Here is a 24,459-nt window from a genome sequence, read left to right as displayed (position 1 = left end):
GCTGCCCGCGCCGTTGCCTTACTTGGCCTGCCAGGCGTACCAGCGCTCACCGATCTCGTCGCGATGTTGCGCCCAGTAGTTCATGTCGGCATTGACCTGGCTCGCTGTCTGCTGGTCAGGCAGGGTCTTTGCCGTTTCCGGATCCATCAGCTTTGCGGATTCGACATTGACCGGGGCATAACCCGTGGCAGACGCCATATCCGCCTGCGCCTGCGCGGAGGTCGCAAGAGCGATGAACTTCATCGCCGCGTCCTTGTTCTTCGTTCCCTTGGGAACGACGAGAGAATCCGCTGCCGTGATGTTCTGCTCCCAGGAGGTCTCCACCTTCACACCGCTTTTCTCAAGCGCTGTCATGCGGCCGTTCCAGACACTGCCGAAGGGCGCCTCCGCAGAAGCGATCAACTGCTGCGATTGCGCGCCGCCAGACCACCAGATGATATCGGATTTGATCGTGTCCAGCTTTTTGAAGGCGCGATCGAGATCAAGCGGGTACAGCTTGTCGGCGGCAACACCATCGGCCAGCAGGGCTGCTTCGATCACACCGGGTGCGGACCATTTGTAAAAGGTGCGCTTGCCGGGAAACTTTGCCGTATCGAAAAGGTCGGCCCAGCTCTTGGGGCAGGCGGCCACAGCATCGACATTGCAGCCGATGACGAAGGAATAATAGAAGCTTCCGACGGAGTAATCAGTGACGAAACGAGGGTCGAGCTTCGTTTTGTCGATGACGGCGAAATCAAGCTTCTCCAGCAGGCCCTTCGGCCCGGCCTGCGCGGCGTAGTCACCTTCCACGTCGACCACATCCCATGTCACGCCGTTCGCCTCGACCATGGCTTTAAGCTTGCCATAGTCCGTCGGGCCATCCTGAAGCACGTTGATGCCGGTCGCCACCATGAATTTTTCGGCCCAGGCCGCCTTCTGCGCGTCCTGCGTGGTTCCTCCCCAGCTGGAAAAAACCAGATCATTCGCCTGTGCGGATGCGCCCAGGGCGAAAATTGCTGCGCATGTCATCAATACCAGTTTCGATCTCATGTTCCCTTACTCCGTTTTAGAGCTTGTTGTTGGCATGCACTTCGCGGCCGGCAGATTCACTTCAGCGGTGAAAAAGGCGCCGGCTTCATGATCTTGTTTTCGGCGACTTCAATGAGGTCGCGGATCTTAGGCAGGAAAGACAACCAGCGTGGATCGGCCAGGAGCCGCGCGCGCCGTTCTTCGCGGTCATCCAGGCTGGAAAAGGCCCAGATGTGGACAATTTCATTGATCGGCCCGATCTCGGAAAAGAAGTAACCCACCAGCTCGCCCAGATGGCTTTTCTGGATTTCGATGCCTTCCTCCTCGACAACCCTAAGGTAGGCCGGAATGGCGCCGTTCTTCAGCCGGTAGGTGCGGATTTCGTAAAACATCGCGTCACCGCATCACGAATGGATCGGGGATCGGGTCATCGGAGGTTCTAAGCCATATGGTCTTCGTGCGCGTGTAATCGAGCGCTGCCGCAAGCCCGCCTTCGCGACCATCACCGGAAAGACCGAACCCCCCGAAAGGCGCAATCGGTGAGACGGCGCGATAGGTGTTCACCCAAACCACACCGGCGCGGATCGCCTTCATCAGTCGATGGGCGCGCGTCAGGTTCTGCGTGAAGACGCCCGAGGCGAGGCCATAGACCGTGTCATTGGCCAAAGCGATCGCTTCCGCCTCGGTTTCGAAGGAAACAACCGAAAGAACCGGGCCGAAGAACTCCCTTTCCATGGACGGCGAACGAATGCCGTCACAATCGAGAATGGTCGGAGGGTAGAAATAACCAGCGCCATCCACCGCCAGACCGCCCGTCACCACCTTCGCACCGGCTTTTTCGGAAGCAGAGACCAGAGAGACAATATGCTTGCGCTGCCGCTCGGTCGCGAGCGGCCCCACTTCCGTTGCCATGTCCAGCGGCGAGCCGACGCGGATCGCCTCAGCCTTCGCCTTCAAAATCCCGAGGAAGCGATCCTTCACGCTTCTCTCGACAATCAGCCGTGATCCGGCAACACAGCTCTGACCGGTCGCCGCGAAAATTCCCGCGACCTGCGCATTGGCGGCGCTTTCGAGATCGGCGTCAGCAAAGACGAGGATTGGCGATTTGCCGCCGAGTTCGAGCGACGTGGAGGCAAGATTTTCGGCCGAGTTGCGAACGATGTGACGCGCCGTTTCCGGCCCGCCGGTAAAGGCGATATGGGCCACCTTCGGGTGCGTGGTGAGTGCCGTGCCGCAGGACGCACCGAAACCAGTGACTATATTGACGACGCCGGCAGGAAAACCAGCCTCCTGCACCAGCCGGGCGAACTCCAGAAGCGGCGCCGGTCCATCTTCCGAGGCCTTGATGACGATTGTGCAGCCGGCAGCGAGCGCCGGGCCGATTTTAACGGCTGCCAGAAAAAGCTGGCTGTTCCACGGGACGATCGCGGCCACCACACCCACGGGCTCGCGCCGCAGCCAGACATCCATGTCCGGCTTGTCGATCGGCAGGTAAGCGCCCTCGATCTTGTCAGCCAAGCCCGCATAATAGCGATAATAGTCCGCGACATAGGCAATCTGCGCCGAGGTCTCGCGGATAATCTTGCCGGTGTCACGGGTTTCGAGCTCGGCAAGCGTCTTTGCATTTTCGGCAACCAGATCGGCAAGCCGATAGAGCAGCTTGCCGCGTTGCGTCGCCGTCAGTTTCGACCAGGCGGCATCGTCATAAAGCGCCCGATGCGCGGCCTCGACGGCGCGGCTAATATCCGCTTCGCGGCTTTCCGGCATTTCTGCCCAAGGTTCACCGGTTGCCGGGTCGAGGCTCGAAAAGCTCGCCTCACCATCCTCGAAGCGCCCGTCGATGTAACACTGGAAACGGCGCATCATCTTACTCCTTGAAAGCCGGCATGACATCGGAAAGGAAGCGTTCCAGCGAGGCCTTCTTGCGCTCGAAGCTCATGCCGGTATCGATCCAGAAGGAATATTCGTCGTAGCCCATGGCCTCGTAGGCCTTAAGCCGGGTAATGACTTCATCGGCATCGCCGACAACGTTGTTCTTGCGCATGACATCACCGGAAAGCATGGCGTTTGCGGCAATCTCCTCCGGCGCAATACGCTCGATCAGCCCCTGATGAACGGGCTTTTCGTTTTTGAACCATGCAAAGAAGTAGTTGTAATAGACGCTCATCTCATGGGCCGCCTGGGCAATATCGGCTTCACCGGAACCGACATAGGTGTGGCGCAGCAGCATGATTTTCGGCCGCTGTTTATCCGGATTTTTCGCACAGGCATCGTTGAAGCGGCCCATCAGGGTTTCCACCTCGTCATCGCCTTGCCAGAGCGGCGTCACCTGAACATTGCAATCATTGGCGACAGCGAATTCATGCGAATTCGGATCACGCGCCGCCACCCAGATGGGCGGAAAAGGCTGCTGCAGCGGTTTGGGAGCCGATGTGGTGGCCGGGAACTTGAAGAATTCGCCGTCGTGGGTGTAGTCACCCGCCCAAACCCCTTTGACAGCCGGAATAAGCTCGCGCATCCGCTGGCCGGCGCCCCAGGCATCGAGGCCTGGAAGCAGCCGCTCATATTCGAACGAATAGGCGCCACGCGCGATGCCGATATCAAGACGGCCGTCACAGATCAGATCCGCCATCGCCGCTTCTCCGGCAAGCTTGATCGGGTGCCAGAAAGGCGCGATCACCGTTCCCGTACCCAGGCGTGCCGTCTTCGTACGCCGCGCCAGATCGGCGATCGTTACAAAGGGGTTGGGCGCTATGGTGAAATCCATGCCGTGATGTTCGCCGGTCCAGATGGCATGCATGCCACCACGATCGGCGATCTCGCATAGTGTCACGAACTCCTCGTAGAGTGTCTTGTGGTCCTGGGAGGCGTCCAGCCGCTCCATGTGAACGAAGAGGGAGAATTTCATGGTTTTGGCCCCTTCATGGAGATGGGATGAACCTTGCCGGCAGTCTCGTTACCGACATAGACGCCGAAGTTGCCGATCGAGCTTTCCAGCACGAAACGATTGACGATATCCGCCGTAGCGCCGGAGTCGAATTTTGCCGAAGCCAGCGCGCCGGGCAACAGAAATCGGCCCTCGCGCGGCGCTTGATCGCCATCGGCAAGCGCGTGATAGACGACGTGTTGGCGCCCATCCGTCTTGTTCTCATAAACCGAGTAGAGAAATCCCGTTTTGACGGAGAGACCCGTCAGGTCTTCGAGACGTGATGTCAGCGCCGCGACCGGATCGCCACTTGCCACGACACAGCCGGGAAGCGACAGCACGTCGTCGCCAACGAGGTAAATCTCGCCGCGCCGTTCCAGAACGGCGCCCACGACGATATCGCCCTCTGCCGCTGCCGATACCGCCTTTGCAGCCAGCATCGGCGTGAAATAGCCGCCGCGCGCATAACCGAGGCCGTTCAGGCCGCTATTGTCGAAAGCCTCGATACGGCCGAGCAGAATGACATGATCGCCGGCCTCGATAACCTCCTGCATCGAACATTCGAACCAGGCCGCGACGTCTGCAAAGACCGGGGAGCCCTTCGGCGCATCCAACCAGCTGGCGGTGGCGAAACGGTCTTCGACCGGCCGGGCGAAGGTGTTGGAGAGGTCCTTCTGGCTTTCCGACAGAATATTGACCGCGAAGTTTTTGGTGCCGGTCATCGTCATGAAATTGCGCGAGCTGCGGGCAAGGCAGATCAGCAGCAACGGCGGATCGAGCGAAACCGAGGTGAAGGAGTTGGCGGTAAAACCGATGGGCTTTCCTGCATCGTCCCGGGTGGTCACGATCGTTACTCCCGTAACGAAAGCGCCGAATGCATCGCGCAAAGCGCGCGGATCAAGGGTTGCAACAGTCATTGCGGCTCCTCCTCTAAAGCCAGCCATTCGGCCATCATTGCATTGACAGTTTCAGGTGCGGTCAGGTTGACCATATGCCGGTGCGCCTCAACGACGCGGGCGTAACCGCGCGGTGTGATCGCCGCCATCTGCTCGGCCATCAAAGGCGTCGAATTGGGATCGTCCGAACCCGTCAGGAAAAGAGCCGGGCAGATGACCGAGGGCCACCGATCCGCATAGGTCTCGTCGCCGTCCGCAAATGCGGTATAGGCAACCGCGTAACCTTCGGGATCGACCATTTCCAGCCAGCCCCGCGTCAACTCCCGCGCCTGCTGGCTCTTTGGATCGTCGCCGAACCAGCGTAACAAAGGGCCTTCCTTGTCCACGCCAGTGGTCCGGATGGCAGCCGCGCGTGCAAGAACCGCAGCCTTCGCGGCCGGATCACGGCGGTAGACGCCGTTCAGATAACCAACGCGCGCAATTCGATCTCCAAAGGTTGCAGCGGCACCGCCGGAAATCAGCGCACCCATGGAGTGCCCGGCCACATTGGCACGCGCGATCCGCATATCGTCAAGAAACCGGCCGAACCAGCCGACAAAATCCTTGAGCGAGCTGCCCGCTGGCAGGCGTTCACTGCCGCCATGCCCCGGCATATCTACCGCGATGACACGGTGCGTCTTTGAAAAGATTTCGATCTGCGGCTTCCAGGCTTCCAGCCGCATTCCCACGCCGTGGATGAGGATCAGGTCTTCACCGGCGCCTGCCTCGAAATAGGCCGCCCCGCCCTCGGTCACCTTGCGAGGGAGCACAGCAGCACCTGCCTTTGCAGCATTGACCCGTGACGTGGTGGCGGCCTCCTGCATTTGCATCACCCTCAAACGCCCGCCGGGTTGGCGACATCCTGACCGAGATCCTTCAGATCCTGATAGCGGTCGCCGATGCGGTGATGAGGCCTGCCGCCGACTGAAGCACCGAGCGCCACGACGATCTCGTCGGCAGCCGGAGCATCGGGAACGGAGGTCTGGATAGTCAGGTAGTGCGAACGGCGGCCTTCATCGTTCTTGTCCATTAACGGGATCATGATCGGCGCATTGCCGGGACCACGCGTATTGCAGAAGGCCAGATAGGACTTGGCACCCACAGCCTGACGATAGTGATTGCCGAAACGCAGCGTGTGAATGAGCGCGGAGGCATGTTCGATCTCACCATCCAGCCCGACGACGGCCGCCTTGCCATAGGCCTCCACCGCTTCGCCGGAACCCACGGCATCGAGGATCATCTTCGTCAGCAGTTCGCCCAGCACCGGCGCCCCGGCGTGGATTTCCGGTTTGAGGTCATCCACGAAGCCTTTTCCAGCCCAGGGATTTTTCACGACCGCGATGGCGGTGAACAGCTTCAAAGGTGTCGCTGCGGCCTTGCCTCCTTCAATCAACGTTGTTTCGACCTGCAACAGGGTCTTACGGATCTGGATGGGCATTGGCGTTCTCTCCGATAAATATGATGTCTTATGGTATGCCATAATATGTAAGTGTCAAGTGGCGGAAATCTGTGGCTTGAAGTTGCGAAAAATGACAATTCTTACAGGATGTTATGGCTCAAGGGCCTTCCATGCGACCGTCAAAGGCCAGTTCGTAAAGGCGCGTCATTTCCGCTGCCGTCGGAACCCGTGGGTTATTTGCCGGTGTGCCGGAGGCGAGGCCTTGCCGCACCATTTCCGGCAAAAGATCGAGATAGCGGGTTTTGTCGATACCGAATTCCTGCGGGGTCGGCACCTTCAACCGCCTGTTCAGGCCGATGAAAGCCTCCACCATCTTTGCGCCTGCTATCTGGTCACTGTCCGTCGAACTCGCGCAACCAAGTGCGCGGGCGGCGGCGGCATATTGCGGTAGAGCGGAATTCAACGAAAATTGTGTGACCAACGGCAGTACCATCGCATTCGACATGCCGTGCGGAACATGGAAAAAGGCACCGACCGGCCGGCTGAGGCCGTGGATCAACGCTGTGGATGTGTTGGAAACGGCAAGACCCGCATGCGTCGCCCCGAGCATCATCGCTTCGCGTGCTTCCCGGTTTTGCGGGTCGTTCGCGACTTTTTCGAGATTTGCCCCGATCAGTTTCAGCGCGGACAGCGCCAACGCCTCGGAATGGGCATTACCGTTGCGGTTAACCAGCGCTTCCAGCGCATGGGTCAGCGCATCTATGCCGGTATCTACCGTGACGCGGTAAGGGCAGGTCAGCGTCAGCTCGTAATCGATGATGGCCGCAACGGGCAAAGCGGCAGTGCCGAGGATGAGCATTTTTTCGCTGGCAGCCGTATCCGTCACGACGGCGGCGCGTGTTACTTCCGATCCGGTTCCTGCGGTTGTGGGTATGGTAATTACCGGCATGACGGCAAAATCCACGATCCTTGGAACTTTCAGCGCCCGCAGCTCTTCGCCACTAGTTGCAACGATGGCACCTGCTTTCGCCGTATCCATGGCGCTACCGCCGCCGAGTGCGACGAGACCATCATGACCGCCCCCGGAAACGCGTTTCACCAGTGTGGCGATGGATATATCCGTTGGATCTTCCACGACATCCGCAAAAATGGCGGCATCGATACCCTCGCCGCCAAGCGCCTGCAAAAGCGCATCCGCATGGCCGAGTTTCTGCATGACTGGATCGCAGACGAGCAGAGGGCGCTTCACCCCCAGAGATTTCAGCAGTGACGGCAATCGGAAACGGCTGCCACCGCCGATGAGCATTTCGCGAGGCATCAGGACACGGTTTATCATTGCGGTTCTCCGCCACTATCATTCTGCGTTGTTCGGAACGGCCTAAGGCACGCGATCTGAAGCGGGACTTCGTCATCCCGCTCCGGTCACCGTGGCCTCAATGCGCCAGGATTTTCGACAGGAACGAGCGTGCGCGATCCGTTTTCGGATTGGTGAAGAAGCTGTCCCCCTCGCCGATCTCGACGATCTCGCCGCCATCCATGAAGACGATGCGGTCAGCCACCTTGCGGGCAAACCCCATTTCATGCGTCACCACCATCATCGTCATGCCTTCCTGCGCAAGCGAGACCATGACGTCGAGCACCTCGTTGATCATTTCCGGATCAAGCGCCGATGTAGGCTCGTCAAAAAGCATGGCGACCGGATCCATCGCCAGCGCGCGGGCGATTGCGACGCGCTGCTGCTGACCGCCGGAAAGCTGACCGGGATATTTCTTCGCATGCGCGGTAAGCCCCACACGCTCCAGAAGGGCGTTGGCTTTGACCAGCGCCTCCGCAGGGGAGCGGCCGAGAACCTTCTCCTGCCCGATGCACAGATTTTCGAGGATCGTCATATGCGGGAAAAGTTCGAAATGCTGGAACACCATGCCCACTTTGGAGCGCAGCTTCGGCATATCGGTCTTGGGGTTGGTCACCTCAACCCCGTTGACGGTGATGATGCCGTTGCCGATCGTCTCCAGCGCATTGACGCATTTGATCAGCGTCGACTTGCCCGAACCGGACGGACCGCAGATCACGACGACTTCGCCCTTGGCTACATTCAGGCTGCAATTGGTCAGAACCTGAAAGGTCGGACCGTACCATTTGTTGACGGATTGAAGTTCGATCATGCTGGTTGCTTGAGACATCGGACTTCTCCCTAGTGTACGTCAGCCGACATTGGGCCGTAGGCCTTGCCGAATCGTTTCTCGATACGGCGCTGGATGAGTTCCCAGGCGGTCGTCATGGCGAGGTAATAAAGGGCCGCGACCATGAAGAGCTCCAGAACGAGGAACTTTTCCTGGATAAGAACCTGCGTGCGGCGCAGCAGCTCCTCCATGGAAATGATGGAGGCGATCGACGTTGTCTTCAGCACGCCATTGACGGAATTGCCAAGCGGCGGAATGATGATGCGGAAGGCCTGCGGCGCAACTATGTAGCGCATCACCTGCGCCTCGGTCATGCCGATGGCGCGCGCCGCATTGATCTGGCCTTTGGGAACCGCGGCAATACCTGCCCGGACGATTTCCGACAGATAAGCGGCCTCGCAGAGCGATAGGCCGATCAGGGTGGACTGCAGAACCGTCAGCTTGATGCCGAGCTGCGGCAGGCCGGTATAGATGATGATGAGCTGCACCAGCAGCGGCGTGCCACGAAATATCCAGGTGTAGAAATAGGCCGGTCCGGAGAGGAACCGGTATTTCGACATGCGCATCACCGCAATGACGAAGCCCAGCGCAAGACCCGCCGTCATGGCAAAAACCGTGAGGCCGAGCGTCACCATCGCCCCCTCGAAAAGATAATAATTCGTCAGATATTCGAAGAAACCTTCCCAGTTCCAACCCTTCACGTCTTTCTCCAATTCATGCGGGAATGGTCGCGGCGAGAACTCTCCCGCCGCGCTGACAGTTCAGATGGAGGAGATTTCAGCCTTCTGGACCAAGAACGGCGAGATCGCCGGGCGCGATGCTCACGCCATAACCACCCATCAGCTTTTCAAGCGAACCATCGGTCCTCATTTCCTTGAGAGCAGCAGAGACGGCACTGGCGACGTCCTTGCTTCCAAAGGAAAGCGAACCGGGCGTAGGGTACATGCCGGAAAGTGCATGCGTGAACTCGCCGCGATCCTGGTATTGCTTGGCGACAGGATCGATGGAGACCGCGGCCTGAACCTGACCTGCCCGCAGCGCCTGATAGACGGTCGCGTAATTGTCGAACAGGTTTATGGTCATCGGCGCAAGACCGCGTTTCTTGAAGTCCTCGTTCAATTCCTTGATCTTGCGCTCGGCATAGCCACCGATATCGGTGCTGACAGCCTTGCCGGCCAGATCGTCCACCTTGGTGATGGGCTCGGATGCACCGACGGCCGTTGAAATGCTGATGGCGAGACTCTCATAGGGGATCATGAACAGGATCTTGCGCCGCTCCGCCGTCACGAACAGGCCAGCATTGATCATGTCCCAGCGGCCGCCCTGCAGGCCCGGCACCATGGTGGCATATTCCGTGCTGATATATTCGGGCTTCAAGCAGAGGCGCTTGGCGATTTCATAACCCAACTCGATACGAAGGCCTTTGAGCACGCCCTGTTGGTCGGCATAGGCCATGGGCGGCAATGTCGGGCTGGTCGCCATCACGAGATGGCCGGGCTTGATGAGGTGATCGTTGGATATTTTCGGCGTGCAGTCCTGTGCAACGGCCGCACCGGCAAGAAGACTGATGACAAAGCCCGCCAGAGAGGTTTTGGCGCGCACGGCTATGCATTTCCGGGAAATCGGATTCCAGTTCATATTAAGCTCCGCTCTTTATATTATTTATTATGGCATACCATCACACCAAACGGATTGCCCTGTCAATAAGCGGTCATTTGTTTTTCTAAATTATTGTAAAACAACCATAAAATCAAAAAACCAAGAGCTTGCGGCCGCCAACTGGGCAACCGCAAGACAAGCAGAACGGAGCGCCAAAAACCGTCAGTCAGCCGTTTTTTGCGCGGTGAGAACGGCTTCGGCGATAGCGCATGCGCTGGTGACATGATCGAGAGCGGCTTTGTAAGCGGCGTCCCCGTCACCTTTCCGGATCGCATCGACGATCTTTTTCATCTGGGCCGGACCTTCGGTATCGCGGCTTTTCGTCTTGATCGTCATGGAGCGAAGATGGTTGATTCGCACCGTCAGCAAATTGACGACGCCCCAGGCGACATGCCGGTCGATCTTGCTGAACAGCGTATGATAAAAAGACGAGGTATGCGCGAGAACACCGGGCATATCCTTGGCAACGTAACTTTCGCGAATATGCTCGAGTGAAGCCTCAAGCGCCTCGACAATGGCGGGATCGCGACGCTCCGCACAAAGGCGAGCCGCCATTCCCTCCAGCGCACCGCGGATTTCGTAAATCTGCTTGGCCTCGGCGAGATCGAGCAGCGCAACCATCGGCCCCTTGTTCGGCAAATTCGCCACCAGCCCCTCGGACTCCAGATGCCGCAGGACTTCGCGCACGATGGTGCGGGAAACGCCCAGCTGGGCGCAGAGATCGCGCTCCACAAGGCGGTCTCCCGGACGGAAGTAACCGTTCACGATGGCGTCGCGCACCTTGTCAAGCGCAAGCTCCCTCAGCGTCTTGGTCGGACGCTCAACGCGAATGGCAGTTCCCTGCAAAGCACCGGTCATGGTATCACCTCGTTTGGCACATCCCGCTTCCGCCCGCCGGGCGTGAAAACAGGTTCTGGCTCTTTATATTATGGCGTACCAACTTATTTAGCCGCGCACCATGTTTATGGCAACAGCGCGCGACCAGCTTGTCGTAATGCCGCGTCACCCCATCCGTTCCGATGCATAGCTGCCCGGGCTTGGCGGGAAGACCACGGTGCGGTTACCATTGATGAAAGTACGGTGGTGGATATGGGCGTGGATGGCGCGTGCCAGAACCTGCGCCTCGACATCCCGGCCGAGCGAAACATAATCCTCCGCGCTCTGGGCATGGGTAATACGCACAATATCCTGCTCGATAATCGGACCTTCGTCGAGATCGGCGGTGACATAGTGGGCCGTCGCGCCGATCAGCTTCACGCCGCGCTGATAGGCCTGCTTGTAAGGGTTGGCGCCCTTGAAGGACGGCAGGAAAGAATGGTGGATGTTGATGATCTTCCCCGACATCGTCTCGCACATCCGGTCGGAAAGCACCTGCATATAACGCGCAAGCACGATCAGTTCGGTTCCGGTGCTTTCGGCAATATCCATGATCCGGGCTTCAGCCTGTGGCTTGTTTTCCTTCGTCACCGGAATGTGGTGGAAGGGAATATCATGATTGACCACCACTTTCTGGTAATCGAAATGGTTGGAGACGACGCCGACAATATCGATCGGCAAGGCGCCGATGCGCCAACGGTAAAGCAGATCGTTCAGACAATGGCCGAAGCGCGAGACCATCAGCAGGACCTTCATCCGCTCGGACTGGTCATGAAGCGCCACTTCCATGCCGAATTTCTGCGAGATCGGCATCAGTCCAGCCATCAAGTCGTCACGCTTTGCTCCCTCTTCGGAAATGAAGCCCACGCGCATGAAGAAACGGCCAGTGCCGAGATCATCAAACTGCGAACTATCGACGATGTTGCAGCCTTTTTCAGCGAGAAAGCCTGAAAGGGCAGCGACGATGCCTCGGGTGGACTTGCAGGTTACGGTCAGGACGAAGTTCGTCATCCGGCACTCTCTCTGTCATCGATATTGGAAAAACCCCGCGCTGTCTGATGAGCGCGGGGAAAAGCCGCGAGGGCGGCGGGGAAACCCGAACTCAAACGTCGAGCGTTGTCTGGTGCTCCCAGGCAGTGAATTGCGCGCAATAAGAGTTCCACTCGCCCTGCTTGAGCTTGAGATAGGCCTTTGAGAACTCCATGCCCAATGCCTGCTGCAGTTCCTCGTCCTTCTCGTATTCGCGCAGCGCATCGAGAAGATTGAGCGGCAGTTTCGGCGCATTCGTCACGGTATGACCTTCGCGATACATGTCTATATCGTGATGCGGACCGGGATCGGCCTGTGAGCGGACACCCGACAGACCGGCCGCAATGATGATGGCCTGCAGCAGATAGGGGTTCACGGCGCCATCCGGCAGACGCAGTTCGAAACGCCCCGGCCCTGGCACGCGAACCATGTGGGTGCGGTTGTTCCCGGTCCAGGTCACCGTGTTCGGCGCCCAGGTCGCGCCCGAGATGGTCCGCGGCGCGTTGATGCGCTTGTAGGAATTAACCGTCGGATTGGTGACGGCCGCAAGAGCGGAGGCATGTTTCATGATGCCGCCCAGAAACGTCTTGCCCTTTGCGGAGAGCCCGAAAGGCATTGCCTTGTCGGCAAAAGCGTTGACCTTGCCGTCCAGATCCCAGACCGAAATATGAGCGTGGCAGCCGTTGCCGGTCAGCCCCTTGAAAGGCTTCGGCATGAATGTCGCGCGCAGCCCGTGCTTTTCGGCAACCGACTTGACCATGAACTTGAAGAAGGAATGTTTATCCGCCGTCTGGAGCGCATCGTCATATTCCCAGTTCATCTCGAACTGGCCGTTCGCGTCCTCATGGTCGTTCTGGTAGGGTTTCCAGCCCAACTCCAACATGTAGTCGCATATTTCCGCGATCACATCGTAACGACGCATCACTGCCTGCTGGTCGTAGCAGGGCTTTTCCGCCGTGTCGTACTCATCGGAGATTTTCGCGCCGTCCGGCGAAATGAGGAAAAATTCCGGTTCCACGCCGGTTTTGACCCGCAGCCCTTGCCCGGCCGCTTCCGCGATGAGCTTTTTCAAAACGACGCGCGGCGCCTGTTCCACAGGCTGGTCTTCCATGACGCAATCGGCAGCAACCCAGGCCACATCCTTTTTCCAGGGAAGCTGGATGACCGAGGAGGCGTCCGGCACTGCGAAGAGATCGGGATGGGCGGGCGTCAGATCGAACCATGTGGCGAAACCGGCAAATCCGGCGCCGCCCTTCTGCATATCGGCAATCGCTTCTGCAGGAACCAGCTTGGCGCGCTGGCCACCAAAGAGATCGGTATAACTGATCATGAAATATTTGATGCCTTTTTCGGCAGCAAACTTGGAGAGGTCCAGTGTCACGTCATTCCCCTTTTTTTGAATATCAGACACTTCATCGAAAAAAGACGGCCACATCCTCCCAAATGCGCCCGTCCATTGTGTTTTTTAAAAGCTGCCTTTACCCGGGAACCAGTTTGTTCCCGCCAGCGGAACCTGCGCCATTGCCGCAGCCTCCATGGTTAGAGCCACCAGATCTTCCGGTTCCAGATTGTGGAGATGGTTTTTGCCGCAGGCGCGTGCGATGGTCTGGGCTTCGAGCGTCATGACCTTCAGATAGTTGGCGAGGCGGCGACCGGCGGCGATTGGATCAAGACGTGCGGCAAGTTCTGGGTCCTGCGTGGTGATGCCTGCGGGGTCTTTGCCCTCGTGCCAGTCATCATAAGCGCCGGCCGTAGTGCCTAGCTTCTGGTATTCGTCTTCCCATTTCGGGTCGTTATCGCCCAGCGCCACCAGCGCCGCCGTTCCGATGGCAACCGCATCGGCACCAAGCGCCAGAGCCTTGGCGACATCCGCACCCGAGCGAATGCCACCGGACACGACCAATTGCACCTTGCGATGCATGCCGAGATCCTGAAGCGCCTGTACTGCGGGGCGAATACAGGCAAGCGTGGGCATGCCGACATTTTCGATGAAGACGTCCTGCGTGGCCGCCGTGCCGCCCTGCATGCCATCAAGCACCACCACATCGGCACCGGCCTTTACGGCAAGTGCGGTGTCGTAATAGGGGCGCGCACCACCAACCTTGATGTAGATCGGTTTTTCCCAATCGGTGATTTCGCGCAGTTCAAGGATCTTGATTTCCAGATCGTCCGGGCCGGTCCAATCAGGATGACGGCAGGCGGAACGTTGGTCGATGCCCTTCGGCAAATTGCGCATATTGGCGACGCGATCGGAAATCTTCTGGCCAAGCAGCATGCCGCCGCCACCCGGTTTCGCGCCTTGGCCGACGACCACCTCGATGGCGTCCGCACGGCGCAAATCCTTGGGGTTCATGCCATAACGCGACGGCAGATACTGATAGACCAGCGTCTGGCTGTGGCCGCGTTCCTCATCCGTCATGCCGCCATCGCCCGTCGTGGTGGACGTGCCGGCAATGGTCGCGCCACGGCCGAGCGCTTCCTTGGCGTTGCCGGAAAGCGCGCCGAAGCTCATGCCGGCAATGGTGATCGGCGTTTTCAGCGTGATCGGCTTCTTGGCAAAGCGCGTGCCGAGGGTGACGGTCGTATCGCACTTCTCGCGATAACCTTCGAGCGGATAACGCGAGATGGACGCGCCGAGAAACAGCAGGTCGTCGAAATGCGGCACCTTCCGCTTCGTGCCTGCGCCGCGAATATCATAGATGCCGGTTGCAGCCGCACGGCGGATTTCCGCCAGCGTGTGATCATCGAAAGTCGCGGACTTGCGCGGTGGGGTGAAGGGGTTGTGATAGCTCATCGGAAAATCCCTCGCCTCAATACGCGTCGGCGTTGTCGATGTTGAAATTGTAGAGCGTGCGGGCCGAACCGTAGCGTTTGAACTCGCTTGGGCTGACATCGGAGACGCCGGCTTTTTCAAGAAGTTCGGCAAGCTTCTCCAGATGTTCGGGCCGCATTTCCTTCTCGATGCAGTCGGCACCCAGGCTTTTGACCGAGCCGCGCACGAAAAGCTTCGCTTCATAAAGGGAGTCACCCAGCGCATCGCCCGCATCGCCGCAGACAACGAGGTGGCCGGACTGACCCATGAAAGCGGACATGTGGCCGATATTGCCCTTCACGACGATGTCGATGCCCTTCATGGAAATGCCGCAGCGGGAAGCGGCATTGCCCTTGATGACCAGAAGCCCGCCGCGACCGGTGGCACCTGCGTATTGCGAAGCGTCGCCCTCGATGACGACGGTGCCCGACATCATGTTTTCGGCAACGCCCGGCCCGGCCGAGCCGTAAACGGTGACGGTGCCGCCATCATTCATGCCGGCGCAATAATAACCGACCGAGCCGCGGACATCGACGATGACGGGGCTGTCGATGCCAACAGCGACGGCATGGTGGCCGCGCGGATTGACAACTTCGAATTCGGTGTCGTTTGCGCCCGAGGAAAGCCCATGGAGCGCGCTGTTGAGTTCACGCAAAGGCGTGTGGGAGAGATCGAAAACTGGCATGGATATGACTTTCGCAATATGCGCCGATGACGGTTTCACGCGGCCTTTTCATGGTCCCAGAAATAGACGGTCGCCGGCTCCGGCTCCCAGACGCGGGCATTTTCGATGCCGGGCAGATTGACCAGCGCGCGGTATTCAGAGCCGAAAGCGACATATTGATCGGTCTCGGCCATCACCGCCGGCTTGCAGGCGATGGGATCGCGCACCACGCCGAAACCGGATTTGGTGCCGACGACGAAGGTAAAGAACCCGTCGAGATCATCGAGCGCGCCGGTCAGCGCTTCGCCCAGATCCTTGCCCTTGGCCATTTCAGCCGTGAGATAGGCGGCGGCCACTTCCGAGTCGTTCTGGGTTTCGAAGGTCATGCCCTCGCGTACCAGTTCCCGACGCAGATTATTGTGGTTGGAGAGCGAACCGTTATGCACCAGGCACTGGTCGGCACCGGTGGAGAAGGGGTGTGCGCCAAGCGTCGTCACAGCCGATTCCGTTGCCATGCGGGTGTGGCCGATGCCATGGCTGCCCGCCATAGAGCGCACGCCAAAACGGGCGACGACATCTTTCGGCAGGCCGGTTTCCTTGTAGATTTCCACGCTGTCGCCGGAGCCCATCACCCGCACATTGGGACGGATGGCGGCGAGGACCGAGCGAATTTCCGTGAGCTTTGCCGATGGAATATCCAGGACCGCGTGGGTGCTTTTCACCGCAACCGAAGCTTCAACGCCATTTTCCTTCAGCGCTTCGGCAAGGCCCGAAAAATCGGCGACGGGATCGGCCGACTGGATGGTCACTTTTGCCCTGCCATCGGCAGCGCTTCCATAGATCGCGATGCCGGCGGAATCCGGTCCACGATCCGTCATGGTCACGAGCATGTCCGAAAGCAGCTCACCCAGCTGCGGTTCAAGGCTTTTGTCTTTCAGGAATAGTCCAACAATGCCGCACATCGACAGGCACCTCCATTCGTTTCTGAATGAAGAGCTAGCATATGGAATTCCATCTCGTCAACTATCAGGAATATTTTTTTCTTCTAAGGCAACTTTTCAATCATTTGTCAGCCGCCTTTGCGGATAGGAAATGATCGACAGATAGCGAGCGGGAAGCTTCACCAGCTCCTCCGGTCCGTGCGGCGCATCAGCATCAAAAAACAGGCTGTCACCCGCCTGCATGGTGAAAAGCTGCTCGCCGTGGCGATAAACCACCTCTCCCTCCAGCATGTAGAGGAACTCCATGCCCTCATGCTGGAAGGTAGGAAATACATCCGAGTCCGTCGTCAGCGTGATGAGATAGGGCTCGACGGTGACGCCGCTGGTATTGTTGTCGATATGGCCAAGCAGGCTGTACTGATGGCCGGCGCGGGTGCCTCTACGCTCGATGTTCACCCCTTGGCCCGCCTTGACGAAGGTGGCGCTGCGCGGCTCCTCGAAGCCACGGAAAAACGCCGTGATCGGCACGCCGAGCGCCTTTGAAAGCGTCTGCAGCGTGGTTAGGGACGGCGAAATATTACCGTTTTCGATCTTTGAGAGCATTCCCACCGATACGCCGGTGGCCGATGCGAGATCGGTGACCGTGATGCCCAGCTTCTTGCGATAGGCACGCACCTCATGGCCGATCGCCATTTCGAGATTATTGACCCTCGGCTCGCGAACCGCATGCGGGTCCTGCGACAAAAGCGCAGGCTCGGTCTTTGTGCTGTCCTTTGCCATGTGATCCTCCGGCATAAAGCGTTTTTCCTTCTTTAAAGGAAAACTATTTTAATTCAGAGGAAATTTTTACATCGCAGCATCGGTAAAGCCTGCGGAAGGTCAGTACGTCACTCTGCCATCGGAGAGATCAAAGACGGCACCAGTATAGAGGCATTTCAGTGGACTACGGACACGCGCTGTCCATCGTAGTCTTACGCTGATATTGAAGCTCACGCCTAAGACGCCGCCAAGCGGTGCCAAGAATTACCCGGCACCGCTGGATTTCGAAAGGCCCCTCGACCAGTCAATGGCAAGAACCGTTCCTGCGGAGTTCAGGCTTCGACCAGCTCGCGAACATCATCAACGAGAAAATGCACGATCACATAGCGCGTCGTGTATTTCTGACCGCTATCGGACACGCTCTCGACGCTGCCGCCGTCGGAGGGATGCCATTTCTGATAGTGAGGATTGTTGGCGATCAGCGTAATCGCCTTGCCCGAAAACCTGCCGGTCAGCCGATAGCGAGCCTCTGCAAGATGCCAAATCTTTTCAAAATCCTGCTGGCTGATGCGGGCTTTCAAAGCCTTCTTGGATATCGTTTCTTCGGGCGAACTGTCGTCGTGTGCCCCCGATGGAATATGCAGGTCAACCTCTTCCGCGCCGTCCAGCAGAAAGGCAAATTCGTCTGGCCACATCCGTCTCACGTATCGCTCCTCCCAAAGCTTATCGTCCTACAACACAATTATGATAGCGCCTCTGCCGTAAGAGGCAATGGCGGATATGAGAGAGCACTTGCCGGCATCCCAATTTTTCGGGAGCGTGGCCATGTGGGCCTCCAACAGGTGCTGAAGATCGCGGGTGGGACGCAACGAAATGGAAGCCAACCGCTATCCCAGCCAGTCTGCCTCCGCTGGCGCAAAGCGGCACCGGCTTCCCTACCAGACTGTAGCATCAAAGCGACCAACGAATGAAATCAGGCTATCGTGGAAAAATCTTACGGCTCAGAGTAAATTATGGCGGAGAGGGTGGGATTCGAACCCACGATACCCTTGCAGGTATGCCGCATTTCGAGTGCGGTGCATTCGACCACTCTGCCACCTCTCCGCATGCGCGAACGCTTGCGTTGCGCGCTCCTCATAAACATCAATGGCGGGACTGACAAGGGAAATTTCGTGTTTGTGTCACAAATTATTCGTCACGGACAAGGCTGTATAAATGCTTCGGCTTCTGGCCGTTTTGTGGATATTTTCACGTGGCGCCACACGGCTTCACTCCTGCACGTCACATTCGGGCGGTGGCGTCACAGCTGGTGATAGCGACGTAAGATTTCCACGATCCGATCGTCCTGTTCCTGATCCGGCAGAAGGGCGGGTTGCCGGCTGGCGCCGACGGATGGGTCCTGAAGGTAAAGCGAGCGCTTGACCATGGCGGGCGCAAAACCGAGCGCATAGAGATCGGTGCGAAAATCCGTATAGATCGCCTGCTGGCGTTCGGCCTCGGCGATATCGCTGGCGTTGAAAGCATTGAGAATGCCGGCAAGTACATGCGGGAGCGCGTTGCCGAGGCCGGAGATGCAGCCGGCGGCACCGTTCTGCAACGACCAGAGAACGAGATGATCCGGGCCGGAATAGACTTCGAAACCGGGCATCTCCTTTGCTACCTGTAGATAGGCTTCCAGCGTCTGCTGCGCACCGCCCGAATCCTTGATGCCGGCAATGTTGCCATGGGCGGCAAGTTTGCGGGTGGTTTCCGGCTCTATGTGGTTCTGGGTTCGGGCGGGAATATCGTAAAGATAGACCGGTGTTTCGACGGCGTCGGCTACAGTCGAGAAATGGCGGATCAGCCCATCCTGGGTGCAGGCGATGAAGAAGGGTGTGATGACGGCAATACCGTCGACGCCGATGCGGTCGAAGGCTTTGGCGAGTTGCAGCGTTTCGAAAGTGGCGGGCATGCCGGCATTGACGATGACCTTCGCACGGCCCGCAACTTCGTCCACCACCTCTTCCGTCAGCCGGATTTTTTCTTCATGCGTCAGTGCGGTGAAATCGCCGTTAGTTCCGGCGCACATGATGTTGTTGCCGGCCGCCACCTGACGGCGCACCTGCGCACGGGTCGCTTCGTAATTGATGGTTTCGTCCTCGTTGAAACAGGTCACGAGCGCGACGAAGGCTTGTTTGGTCATGAAAGAACTCCGCTTGGATTTCCAATAGTGTGATCGGCATCGATCGGACGCACAGACTGCATATCGGGGTCGGGATCGAGGCTGGCGGAAAGAAGTGCGCGCGTATAGGCCTCGCGCGGCGCTTCGAAAACCTGCCGGACAGTCCCGAATTCCACAACCTCTCCCCGCTGCATGACCATGACGTGATCGGCAAAATCGCGGACCACCGGCAGGTCATGCGCGATGAAGATGAAGGAGAGGCCCATTTCACGGCGCAGCTTGTCAAGAAGTGCAACAACCTGCGCCTGGACAGACACGTCGAGCGCCGAGACCGCTTCATCGCAGATGATGAGCTTCGGCTCCAGCGCCAGCGCGCGGGCAATCGCGATCCTCTGCCGCTGGCCACCGGAAAACTGATGCGGATAACGGCGCATATGTTCCGGCGAGAGGCCGACCTGATGCAGCAATTCCGCGACCCGTTCGCGCCATTTCGCTTTGGGTAGTATGTCCGGATGGATCACCCAGGCTTCGGAAACCAGCTGGAACACGGTCATGCGGGGGTTCAGCGACTGGGTTGGATCCTGAAACACCATCTGTAAATCACGCCTGAGGGCAAAGAGTTCGGCAGGCGAAAGCTTGAAGAGATCACGCCCCTTCCACTCGGCGCTGCCGGCATCCGGCTCGTCGAGCCGGAGCAGAATGCGCGCGAGTGTCGATTTGCCGGAACCGCTTTCGCCGACGACAGCTATGGTTTCCCCCGCCATAAGGTCAAAGGAAACGCCCTTCAGTGCCTCGAATGCCCCATAACGTTTGCGCACATCGCGCACACGGAGGAGCGGTTCGCCGGTCGCATTCGGCTCGTGCATTTCGCCCCTGCCGGGGGCGGCGCTGATGAGCTTGCGGGTATAGGGATGCTTTGGGTTGCGATAGACCTCGCGAACCGTGCCTGCCTCCACCAGCACGCCCTTTTCCATCACGACCACGCGGTCGGCGATTTCGGCAACGACGCCAAGATCATGGGTGATGATGAGAACGGCCATACCGGTTTCCCGCTGCAATTCCTTGAGCAGGGCAAGAACTTCAGCCTGAACCGTCACATCGAGTGCCGTGGTCGGCTCGTCGGCGATCAGGAGATCGGGCCGGAGCGCAAGCGCCATGGCGATCATCACACGCTGGCGCTGGCCGCCAGAAAATTCATGCGGATATTTCTTCAAGGCTCCGTCCGGATCAGGAATTCCAACACGCGCGACAAGCCGCCTCGCCTCCGCTTCGGCTTTCGCCCTGTCCATTCCATGGGTGGTCATCGCCTCGCGGATCTGCCAGCCGACGGTATAGACCGGATTGAGATGGCTGAGCGGGTCCTGAAAGATCATGGCGATGCGCCGGCCATTGATCTCGCGGCGGGCCTCAGCCGGCATTGTCAGAAGGTCTTTGCCATCAAGAAATATCTGGCCGCCGCTGATACGTCCGGGCGGCATGTCGATGAGGTTCATGATGGCCGAGGACGATACCGATTTGCCTGAGCCGCTTTCACCCAGGATCGCAAGCGTTTCACCACGGTCGATATGATAGGAAACATCCTTCACCGCATGCACGACACCGCCTGCGGTGTGAAACTCCACGGAAAGGTTGCGCACATCGAGAAGATGGTCAGCCATGTTTGCGGCCTTTCATTTCCAGCCGCCAGCGCTGCACGGGGTCGAGCGCAATGCGCAGCCAGTTGGACAGCAGGTTGAGCGACAGGGTGGTGAGTATGATGGCAAGGCCCGGCCAGAAGGACAGCCACCAGGCGTTGGTGAGGTACTGCCGCCCCTGCGAGATCATCAGGCCCCAGGTGATTTCCGGCGGCTGAATGCCGATACCAAGGAAAGACAGCGCGCTTTCCGCCAGCATCACATAGGCGAAATCAAGCGTCGCAAGCGTTGTCAGCGTCGGCAGGACCACGGGTAGAATATGGCGGAACAGGATACGTTTGCCGGATGCGCCCATCACGCGCGCCGCCTGTACGAACATGCGTTCACGCACCTCCAGCACTTCGGCCCTTGTGGTGCGGATGTAAACGGGGATGCGGGTTATCGCCAGAACCAGCATCAGGTTGAGGATGGATGAGCCGAGCAGATAAAGCACGATGACCGCGATCAACAGTGACGGAAACGACATGATCACGTCCGCCAGCCTCATGATGATCTGGCCAACACGGTTGGAGGAAAAACCGGCGATCAGGCCAAGCACGGTGCCGGTGACGGCGGAAAGGAAAACAGCACCGGCGGCGATCATCAGCGTATTTTGCGTGGCGGCGACGATGCGCGCCAGCAGCGGGCGACCGAGCGCATCCGCCCCCAGCCAGAAATACCATTCGCGTTGCCATTCGAACGGGGCAAGGTTGCGTCCACGCAGGTTCTGCTTCGTCGCCAGCTCGCCAAGCCACGCCGGGCCGACAAAGGCGAGAATGATGACGACGATGAGGAAGATCGCGGCGCAGAGGGCGAATTTATCCGCCCACAACATGCGCAGCATGCGCGTTGCAAAGGATGGATCATCAATGATCTCTGTATCGGCGTTTGAAAGGCTCATGGCTGAACGTCTCCTCAGTGCCGGATACGCGGATCGAGTAGCGCATAGGCGATATCGATCAGAAGATTCATCAGGAAGATCGCAAGCGCGGTCACAAGAATTGCTGCCAGCACGACGTTGAAATCGCGCTGAAGAATGGAATCGATCATCAGCTTGCCAACCCCGGGGAAACCAAAGATGGTTTCGACGATGACTGCGCCGTTGAGAAGGCTTGCCGCCTGATCGCCGATGACGGTGATGACCGGGAGCATGGCGTTTCGCAAGGCGTGGATGAAGATGATCGGACCCGATTTCACACCCTTGGCGCGCGCCGTTTTGACATAGGCAGAGGACAACGCACCGATCATCGAGCCGCGCACCACCTGAACGATGATGCCGAAGGGGCGCACGAACAGAACCGAGATCGGCAATATCCAGTGCAGCACCGAGCCGGTGCCTGAAGTGGGCAGCCAGGCGAGATTGACGGAAAACACCACGATCGCCACGATCGCAAGCCAGAAATCCGGCACGGAAGCGCCGATGAGCGAAATGGTGGAGGCCATGCGATCGAAGAAGCCACCGGAGCGGAAAGCGGCAAGCGAACCGACGACGATTGCTGCGGTGGTGACGAGCGACATGGTGATGACCGCAAGCCACAGAGTCCAGACGAAAGCCTCCAGCACCACATCCAGCGCAGGGCGGGCTTTCCTGAGCGATTCACCCAGATCCCCCGTCATCACGTCGCCCGCGTAGCGCAGGAACTGCACCATCAGCGGATCGTTCAGCCCATGCAGCGCACGAAACTGCTGCTTCAATTCCTCCGAAGCCTCCACCGGCAAAAACAGTGCGGCCGGGTCGCCCGTCAGGCGGGAGAGGAAGAAAACCATTACGATGAGGCCGATCAGGGAGATCAGGCTCGCAACGGAACGTTTTCGGATGAAGCTCAGCATGGTTACCTCCGGTGTTCAGCACGACGGCGAAGCTAAAGCTCCGCCGCCGCTCTTTGGCAGATGAGATACCGGCTTACTTGATGCCGATTTCCGAAAGCTGCAGCATCGAATTGGTGGCGATGGTGGGCTTGAAGTCCAGCCGTTCGGAGACGCGTGAGAAGCCAACCATGTGGAACAGCAGCACATCCGCCACGACATCGTCATGCAGGTAGGCGATGAGCTCGGACCAGAGCTTGGCGCGTTCATCGCCGACGGCTGCAGATGCTCGTTCGATCAAGTCATCCACCTTGGGGTCCGAGAAGCCGGATTGCGTGCCCTTGGTGGCATATTTGAAGAACATGGTGAAGGACGGATCACCCTTGGAATTGTCGTGCATGGCAGCGACGATCTGCGGTCCCCGGCCTTCCTTGAAGGGCTTGGAATAATAGCTTTCGTGCTCGGCCACTTCCACGAATTTGAGGTCGATCTTGAAGCCGACTTCCTGCAATTGCTGCTGGATCGCCTCCATGATCTCGGTGACATTAGGGAAGTTCGCAGTGCGCGCGATGATGGTGATCGGCGTATCCACCTTCACACCAGCAGCTTTTGCCTCCTCCAGCAACTTCTTCGCGCCATCAGGGTCGTAGGGGAAAACCTTGACATCAGGGTTCCAGCCGAGCGTGGTCGGCGGAACGAGTGCGGTGGCCAGCACAGCACCTTCGGGAACCAGCGTGCCGAGGAAAGCCTGCCGGTCGATGGCGAGGTTGAGTGCACGGCGCACCCGCACGTCATTCAGCGGCGCGATGTTGTGGTCGAGGCGCATGTAGACCGTCTCGCTGTCGAGATAGGAAAAGTCGGTCTTCGGGTTTGTCGCGTCGAGCTGCGAAATGGAGGGTGAAAGATCGGCTTCGCCGGTCTGCACCATGGCGGCGCGAACCGAGGGATCAGCGCGGAAAAGATAGGTCGCTTCCGTCACCTGCGGCTTGGCGCCCCAATAGTCGTCACGTGCAGTCAAAACAATCTGCTGGCCCGGTGTCCAGTTGGTCAGCTTGTAAGGTCCGGTGCCAACAGGCTCGCGGATAAATTCCATCTTGGTTTCTTCGGGCACGATGGTGACGAGCGACATCAGGAGCGGCAGAATGGGCTGGGCCGGCTCTGTCTTGAAGTCGATCGTATGGTCGTCGACAATCGTGGGGGTGACGGTCATACCGCCGAAGTAACGACGGGATTCGCATGCATTCTTGTCGCTCATGATGCGTTCGAAGCTATGCTTGACATCCTTGGCATCGAAACCCGTGCCGTCGGAAAACTTCACGCCTTCACGCAGGTGGAAACGCCAGCTGCCATCCGCGTTTTGCTCCCATTTTTCAGCGAGGCGCGGCTGCACGCCGTTCTTGCCGCGCACATCAAGCTCGGTCAGCGTCTCGCTGACATTTTCCATGATGATACGGCCAATATTGGAGCGGGTCGCCATGCAAGGCTCCAGCAGGTCAGCCTCTTCCGCCAGCACGATCTTGATCGGCCCCGACGCCGCAAGCGCCGGCGAAATCGCGGCGCTAAGGCAACCCATAACAAGGGCGCCCGCAATCAATGACTTCTTCATTCCGTTCTCCTCCCAGATCAGA

General features: G+C 58.7%; 24 protein-coding genes and 1 tRNA gene. All 25 read right to left on the bottom strand.

Features of this window, described 5'->3' with window-relative positions:
• Positions 1–18: 18 nt before the first annotated feature.
• The 25 genes from ACZ5A6_RS14660 to ACZ5A6_RS14540 all read right to left on the bottom strand — a co-directional run bounded on the left by ACZ5A6_RS14660 (position 19) and on the right by ACZ5A6_RS14540 (position 24,437).
• Entirely contained in the window at positions 19–1,029 is a 1,011-nt protein-coding gene (locus ACZ5A6_RS14660) for an ABC transporter substrate-binding protein (RefSeq protein ID WP_026330721.1), read from the bottom strand.
• A gap of 56 nt (positions 1,030–1,085) precedes the next feature.
• A complete protein-coding gene (locus tag ACZ5A6_RS14655; protein WP_019564951.1) occupies positions 1,086–1,400 on the bottom strand; it encodes an NIPSNAP family protein in 315 nt (104 codons plus the stop codon).
• A gap of 4 nt (positions 1,401–1,404) precedes the next feature.
• Complete coding sequence (locus ACZ5A6_RS14650) at positions 1,405–2,871, bottom strand: aldehyde dehydrogenase (RefSeq protein WP_111842217.1); 1,467 nt, start codon at positions 2,869–2,871, stop codon at positions 1,405–1,407.
• Between the two features lie 4 nt (positions 2,872–2,875).
• Positions 2,876–3,916 carry an LLM class flavin-dependent oxidoreductase gene (locus ACZ5A6_RS14645; RefSeq protein ID WP_013761893.1) on the bottom strand — a complete coding sequence of 347 codons (1,041 nt, stop codon included), beginning with the start codon at positions 3,914–3,916 and terminating at the stop codon, positions 2,876–2,878.
• Complete coding sequence (locus ACZ5A6_RS14640) at positions 3,913–4,851, bottom strand: flavin reductase family protein (protein ID WP_013761894.1); 939 nt, start codon at positions 4,849–4,851, stop codon at positions 3,913–3,915. Before ACZ5A6_RS14640 ends, ACZ5A6_RS14645 begins: the two co-directional genes overlap by 4 nt.
• A complete protein-coding gene (locus ACZ5A6_RS14635) occupies positions 4,848–5,693 on the bottom strand; it encodes an alpha/beta fold hydrolase (protein ID WP_013761895.1) in 846 nt (281 codons plus the stop codon). The genes ACZ5A6_RS14640 and ACZ5A6_RS14635 overlap by 4 nt, the downstream gene beginning before the upstream one ends.
• A gap of 11 nt (positions 5,694–5,704) precedes the next feature.
• A complete protein-coding gene (locus tag ACZ5A6_RS14630) occupies positions 5,705–6,307 on the bottom strand; it encodes an amino acid synthesis family protein (RefSeq protein ID WP_003511499.1) in 603 nt (200 codons plus the stop codon).
• Positions 6,308–6,425: 118 nt separating this feature from the next.
• The gene (locus tag ACZ5A6_RS14625; protein ID WP_111801859.1) at positions 6,426–7,604 is read right to left on the bottom strand and encodes an iron-containing alcohol dehydrogenase; all 1,179 of its coding nucleotides are present in this window, start codon (positions 7,602–7,604) and stop codon (positions 6,426–6,428) included.
• Positions 7,605–7,701: 97 nt separating this feature from the next.
• Positions 7,702–8,433 (bottom strand): amino acid ABC transporter ATP-binding protein, encoded by a 732-nt coding sequence (locus ACZ5A6_RS14620; RefSeq protein WP_025595347.1) that lies wholly within the window; start codon positions 8,431–8,433, stop codon positions 7,702–7,704.
• A gap of 29 nt (positions 8,434–8,462) precedes the next feature.
• Positions 8,463–9,152 carry an amino acid ABC transporter permease gene (locus tag ACZ5A6_RS14615; protein WP_003511502.1) on the bottom strand — a complete coding sequence of 230 codons (690 nt, stop codon included), beginning with the start codon at positions 9,150–9,152 and terminating at the stop codon, positions 8,463–8,465.
• A gap of 76 nt (positions 9,153–9,228) precedes the next feature.
• A complete protein-coding gene (locus ACZ5A6_RS14610) occupies positions 9,229–10,089 on the bottom strand; it encodes a transporter substrate-binding domain-containing protein (protein ID WP_112291807.1) in 861 nt (286 codons plus the stop codon).
• Between the two features lie 183 nt (positions 10,090–10,272).
• Positions 10,273–10,968: a GntR family transcriptional regulator gene (locus ACZ5A6_RS14605; protein WP_003511504.1), complete on the bottom strand. Its 696-nt coding sequence runs from the start codon at positions 10,966–10,968 to the stop codon at positions 10,273–10,275.
• Between the two features lie 144 nt (positions 10,969–11,112).
• Complete coding sequence (purU, locus tag ACZ5A6_RS14600) at positions 11,113–11,997, bottom strand: formyltetrahydrofolate deformylase (RefSeq protein WP_003511505.1); 885 nt, start codon at positions 11,995–11,997, stop codon at positions 11,113–11,115.
• Between the two features lie 91 nt (positions 11,998–12,088).
• Positions 12,089–13,396, bottom strand: coding sequence for a type III glutamate--ammonia ligase (gene glnT, locus ACZ5A6_RS14595; protein WP_065660505.1), 1,308 nt, complete (start codon positions 13,394–13,396; stop codon positions 12,089–12,091).
• 84 nt (positions 13,397–13,480) lie between these two features.
• Positions 13,481–14,809 (bottom strand): FMN-binding glutamate synthase family protein, encoded by a 1,329-nt coding sequence (locus ACZ5A6_RS14590; RefSeq protein ID WP_003511507.1) that lies wholly within the window; start codon positions 14,807–14,809, stop codon positions 13,481–13,483.
• A gap of 16 nt (positions 14,810–14,825) precedes the next feature.
• Positions 14,826–15,512 carry a GltB/FmdC/FwdC-like GXGXG domain-containing protein gene (locus ACZ5A6_RS14585; protein WP_003511508.1) on the bottom strand — a complete coding sequence of 229 codons (687 nt, stop codon included), beginning with the start codon at positions 15,510–15,512 and terminating at the stop codon, positions 14,826–14,828.
• A gap of 35 nt (positions 15,513–15,547) precedes the next feature.
• Entirely contained in the window at positions 15,548–16,453 is a 906-nt protein-coding gene (locus ACZ5A6_RS14580; RefSeq protein ID WP_019564960.1) for a class II glutamine amidotransferase, read from the bottom strand.
• Positions 16,454–16,549: 96 nt separating this feature from the next.
• Complete coding sequence (locus ACZ5A6_RS14575; protein WP_019564961.1) at positions 16,550–17,227, bottom strand: helix-turn-helix domain-containing protein; 678 nt, start codon at positions 17,225–17,227, stop codon at positions 16,550–16,552.
• Between the two features lie 296 nt (positions 17,228–17,523).
• A complete protein-coding gene (locus ACZ5A6_RS14570; protein ID WP_003511512.1) occupies positions 17,524–17,886 on the bottom strand; it encodes a hypothetical protein in 363 nt (120 codons plus the stop codon).
• Between the two features lie 319 nt (positions 17,887–18,205).
• Positions 18,206–18,295 (bottom strand) — tRNA-Ser (locus ACZ5A6_RS14565).
• 196 nt (positions 18,296–18,491) lie between these two features.
• On the bottom strand, positions 18,492–19,373 hold the full coding sequence (locus tag ACZ5A6_RS14560) for a dihydrodipicolinate synthase family protein (RefSeq protein WP_112291805.1): 882 nt from the start codon (positions 19,371–19,373) through the stop codon (positions 18,492–18,494).
• Positions 19,370–21,010: an ABC transporter ATP-binding protein gene (locus ACZ5A6_RS14555; protein WP_111801861.1), complete on the bottom strand. Its 1,641-nt coding sequence runs from the start codon at positions 21,008–21,010 to the stop codon at positions 19,370–19,372. Before ACZ5A6_RS14555 ends, ACZ5A6_RS14560 begins: the two co-directional genes overlap by 4 nt.
• Positions 21,003–21,926 (bottom strand): ABC transporter permease, encoded by a 924-nt coding sequence (locus ACZ5A6_RS14550; RefSeq protein WP_112291803.1) that lies wholly within the window; start codon positions 21,924–21,926, stop codon positions 21,003–21,005. The genes ACZ5A6_RS14555 and ACZ5A6_RS14550 overlap by 8 nt, the downstream gene beginning before the upstream one ends.
• A 14-nt stretch (positions 21,927–21,940) precedes the next feature.
• The gene (locus ACZ5A6_RS14545; protein ID WP_003511517.1) at positions 21,941–22,855 is read right to left on the bottom strand and encodes an ABC transporter permease; all 915 of its coding nucleotides are present in this window, start codon (positions 22,853–22,855) and stop codon (positions 21,941–21,943) included.
• Positions 22,856–22,928: 73 nt separating this feature from the next.
• Positions 22,929–24,437, bottom strand: coding sequence for an ABC transporter substrate-binding protein (locus tag ACZ5A6_RS14540; protein ID WP_065660504.1), 1,509 nt, complete (start codon positions 24,435–24,437; stop codon positions 22,929–22,931).
• Positions 24,438–24,459 lie beyond the last annotated feature (22 nt).

The organism is Agrobacterium sp. 6Ca8, assembly GCF_055382765.1.
This window is presented reverse-complemented; position numbering and strand designations above follow the sequence as displayed.

Excerpts from the sequence above, each read along its gene's own strand:
- ACZ5A6_RS14660 (WP_026330721.1), bottom strand. The coding sequence starts at position 1,029 with ATGAGATCGAAACTGGTATTGATGACATGCGCAGCAATTTTCGCCCTG.
- ACZ5A6_RS14655 (WP_019564951.1), bottom strand. The coding sequence starts at position 1,400 with ATGTTTTACGAAATCCGCACCTACCGGCTGAAGAACGGCGCCATTCCG.
- ACZ5A6_RS14650 (WP_111842217.1), bottom strand. The coding sequence starts at position 2,871 with ATGCGCCGTTTCCAGTGTTACATCGACGGGCGCTTCGAGGATGGTGAG.
- ACZ5A6_RS14645 (WP_013761893.1), bottom strand. The coding sequence starts at position 3,916 with ATGAAATTCTCCCTCTTCGTTCACATGGAGCGGCTGGACGCCTCCCAG.
- ACZ5A6_RS14640 (WP_013761894.1), bottom strand. The coding sequence starts at position 4,851 with ATGACTGTTGCAACCCTTGATCCGCGCGCTTTGCGCGATGCATTCGGC.
- ACZ5A6_RS14635 (WP_013761895.1), bottom strand. The coding sequence starts at position 5,693 with ATGCAGGAGGCCGCCACCACGTCACGGGTCAATGCTGCAAAGGCAGGT.
- ACZ5A6_RS14630 (WP_003511499.1), bottom strand. The coding sequence starts at position 6,307 with ATGCCCATCCAGATCCGTAAGACCCTGTTGCAGGTCGAAACAACGTTG.
- ACZ5A6_RS14625 (WP_111801859.1), bottom strand. The coding sequence starts at position 7,604 with ATGATAAACCGTGTCCTGATGCCTCGCGAAATGCTCATCGGCGGTGGC.
- ACZ5A6_RS14620 (WP_025595347.1), bottom strand. The coding sequence starts at position 8,433 with ATGATCGAACTTCAATCCGTCAACAAATGGTACGGTCCGACCTTTCAG.
- ACZ5A6_RS14610 (WP_112291807.1), bottom strand. The coding sequence starts at position 10,089 with ATGAACTGGAATCCGATTTCCCGGAAATGCATAGCCGTGCGCGCCAAA.
- ACZ5A6_RS14605 (WP_003511504.1), bottom strand. The coding sequence starts at position 10,968 with ATGACCGGTGCTTTGCAGGGAACTGCCATTCGCGTTGAGCGTCCGACC.
- purU (WP_003511505.1), bottom strand. The coding sequence starts at position 11,997 with ATGACGAACTTCGTCCTGACCGTAACCTGCAAGTCCACCCGAGGCATC.
- ACZ5A6_RS14590 (WP_003511507.1), bottom strand. The coding sequence starts at position 14,809 with ATGAGCTATCACAACCCCTTCACCCCACCGCGCAAGTCCGCGACTTTC.
- ACZ5A6_RS14585 (WP_003511508.1), bottom strand. The coding sequence starts at position 15,512 with ATGCCAGTTTTCGATCTCTCCCACACGCCTTTGCGTGAACTCAACAGC.
- ACZ5A6_RS14580 (WP_019564960.1), bottom strand. The coding sequence starts at position 16,453 with ATGTGCGGCATTGTTGGACTATTCCTGAAAGACAAAAGCCTTGAACCG.
- ACZ5A6_RS14575 (WP_019564961.1), bottom strand. The coding sequence starts at position 17,227 with ATGCCGGAGGATCACATGGCAAAGGACAGCACAAAGACCGAGCCTGCG.
- ACZ5A6_RS14570 (WP_003511512.1), bottom strand. The coding sequence starts at position 17,886 with ATGTGGCCAGACGAATTTGCCTTTCTGCTGGACGGCGCGGAAGAGGTT.
- ACZ5A6_RS14560 (WP_112291805.1), bottom strand. The coding sequence starts at position 19,373 with ATGACCAAACAAGCCTTCGTCGCGCTCGTGACCTGTTTCAACGAGGAC.
- ACZ5A6_RS14555 (WP_111801861.1), bottom strand. The coding sequence starts at position 21,010 with ATGGCTGACCATCTTCTCGATGTGCGCAACCTTTCCGTGGAGTTTCAC.
- ACZ5A6_RS14550 (WP_112291803.1), bottom strand. The coding sequence starts at position 21,926 with ATGAGCCTTTCAAACGCCGATACAGAGATCATTGATGATCCATCCTTT.
- ACZ5A6_RS14545 (WP_003511517.1), bottom strand. The coding sequence starts at position 22,855 with ATGCTGAGCTTCATCCGAAAACGTTCCGTTGCGAGCCTGATCTCCCTG.
- ACZ5A6_RS14540 (WP_065660504.1), bottom strand. The coding sequence starts at position 24,437 with ATGAAGAAGTCATTGATTGCGGGCGCCCTTGTTATGGGTTGCCTTAGC.